Genomic DNA, 2,597 nt, shown 5'->3' on the forward strand with positions numbered 1-2,597 from the left:
CGCATCCGGCAGGCCGCGCCGCTGATGAGCGCCGTACCGTCCACCTCCCGCCACCACTCGCCCTGGCTGGCCTATGGCTGCCTGGCGGCCAGCATGACGCTGGTCGGCAGCTACGTGGGCCTGTCGCGCACGCTGGTCGCCGCGCTACCGGTCTTCCTGCTGGCCTGGTTGCGCTTCGGCATCGCCGCAGTGGCGATGGCCGGTTGGGTGCGCCGGCAGCCTGGTGAAACGGCGCTGTCGCCGCACGACCGCAAGCTGCTCTTCTGGGAAAGCTTTCTCGGCAACTTCCTGTTCTCGATCTGCATGCTCTTCGGCGTGGCCGCCACCTCGGCGGTGGCCGCCGGCGTGGTGATGGCGGCCATCCCGGCGGCCGTCGCTTTGATGTCCTGGGCCTTCCTGGGCGAGCGCATCGGCCGGCGCGTGGGTGGCGGCATCGTCTGCGCCGTGGCGGGCATCGGCTGGCTGGCGCTGGGCCGCTCAGGCGCGCATGGGGCGGGCGGAGCAGCCCTCGGCCAGGAACCGCTGTKGGGCTATGCGCTGCTGCTGGGTGCCGTGGTCTGCGAGGCGTCGTACGTGGTCATCGGCAAGCGCCTGACCGCGCAGGTCTCGCCGCGCCGCATCAGCTCGCTGATCAACCTGTGGGGCTTGGGGCTCGTCACGCCCTTTGGCGCGTGGCAGGCCTGGCACTTCGACTTCGCGCAGGTGTCGTTCGCCACTTGGTGGCTGCTGCTGTTCTACGCCCTGGCCGCCAGTGTCGTCACCGTATGGCTGTGGATGCAAGGGCTGCGCAGCGTGCCCGCGCCGCAGGCAGGCGTTTTCAGCGTGATGCTGCCGGTCGCAGCCACGTTCGTGGGGGTCGTGTTCCTTGGTGAAAACCTGGCTGCCGCCCAGGCAGGCGCACTCATCCTTGCCCTTGTCGGATTGCTACTCGCGACATGGCCAGACCGTGGAACTGTCGAATAACGCAACGCTAAGCTTGGTTTTTCGAAGAATTTGTCACAGGTGGCTGGCTTAGTATCCGCCGGCCTTGACTGGATACGCCCCAATGCACACCTGTGACCTGACCGCTCCTTTCGTCCGCCGCCGCCTTTTGGCGGCAAGTTTTGCCGCCGCCCTGTCCGCTTGCGGCGGGGGCGGTGGCGATGGCTCTGAGACAGCAAACGCCGCTCCTGACGAAGTGCCCCAGCAGGTCAGTGAGCATGTGAATTGGTCCGACCCGCAGACCTGGGGCGGCACCGTCCCGCCCGATGGCGCTGCAGTGGTGATTCCCGCAGGGAAGACCGTGGTGCTGGACACCGCGACCCACAAGCTGGCAGACCTTCGAATCGAGGGCGCTTTGCGCCTGGCCGAGAAGGACGTGTCGCTCACCGCAGCGTCAATCAACGTGATCGGCACGCTGCAGGCCGGCACCGCCGCAGCGCCCTTCGCGCACAAGGCCATCATCACCTTGACCGGCGCTCCGGGCGGCACCGACGGCGCTTCGCGCGGCCTGCGCGTCAGCGGCGGCAAGCTGCTGATGTACGGTGTTTCGCCCCAACCGGGCTGGACAAAGCTCAATCAGCACGCCGCAGTTGGTACAAAACAGTTTCAATTGAAACAAACGGTAGATTGGAAAGCGGGCGACCAGATCGTCGTGGCGCCCACTGATCACTATGGCGTCTCGGCCAGCGAGTCCTTCACCTTGGCCTCGGCCAGCGGTGCCACGGTCAACACCACCGCCGGCCTCGTCAAGTCGCGCTGGGGCCGCTTGCAGTACCCGACGGCCAACGGCATGTCGCTGACGGCCGATTCGAACTACTCGCCACCCGCCGCGCCGGCGCCGACCTCGCTCGACGAACGCGCCGCCGTGGGCAACCTCAGCCGCCGCATCGTGATCCAGGGCGCAGACGACACCGCCTGGAGCAGCCAGGGCTTCGGCGCTCACGTGATGGTGATGAGCCTGAAGTCGCAGGTGCAGATCGACGGCGTCGAGTTCCGCCGCGTCGGCCAGGCCGGCCAGCTGGGCCGCTACCCGATGCACTGGCACTTGCTGAGCTACGACGTCGGCACCGGCACCGAGCTGGGCGACGCCACTGGCCACTACATCCGCAACAGCGCGATCTGGAATTCAGCTAACCGCTGTGTGGTGCTCCACGCTACAAATGGTGTCACGGTACAGAACAACATCTGCTACGACATCAAGGGCCACGCGTTCTTCCTCGAAGACGCAGTCGAGCGCCGCAATGTCTTCGACGGCAACCTGGCGCTCAAGATGCGCTCGCCGACAGCGAAAAACCTGATGAAGGCCCACGAAGGCCCGGAAGTCTYCCAGGGCGGCCCGTCGGGCTTCTGGATGACGAACCCGGACAACACGCTGACCAACAACCTGGCCGGCGACGCCCAGGGCAATGGCGTCTGGCTGTCGTTCCCGCTGCATCCGCTGGGCCTGTCGCGCACGGTCAAGACCTGGCCGCGCTACACGCCGCTGGGCGTGGTCGAGAACAACACCGTGCACTCGTCGCACGGCCCGGGCATGTTGCTGGAGTGGGTGCCGGTGGACGACAACGTCGCCCATCCGGAGACGACCCAGGGTTCGATCGCCTCGCAACGCTATGCGC

2 protein-coding genes are annotated in these 2,597 nt (G+C 66.9%); both read left to right on the plus strand.

The window, feature by feature from the left end; translation table 11 throughout:
• The first annotated feature begins 24 nt into the window (after nt 1-24).
• Entirely contained in the window at nt 25-963 is a 939-nt protein-coding gene (locus tag AC1DYI_RS32290) for a DMT family transporter (RefSeq protein WP_477208201.1), read from the plus strand.
• A 214-nt stretch (nt 964-1,177) separates the two neighbouring features.
• The coding region (locus tag AC1DYI_RS32295; RefSeq protein WP_477208200.1) for a G8 domain-containing protein at nt 1,178-2,597 on the plus strand (1,420 nt) is incomplete at its 3' end.

The organism is Ideonella sp. P3_A4 (genome assembly GCF_056403075.1).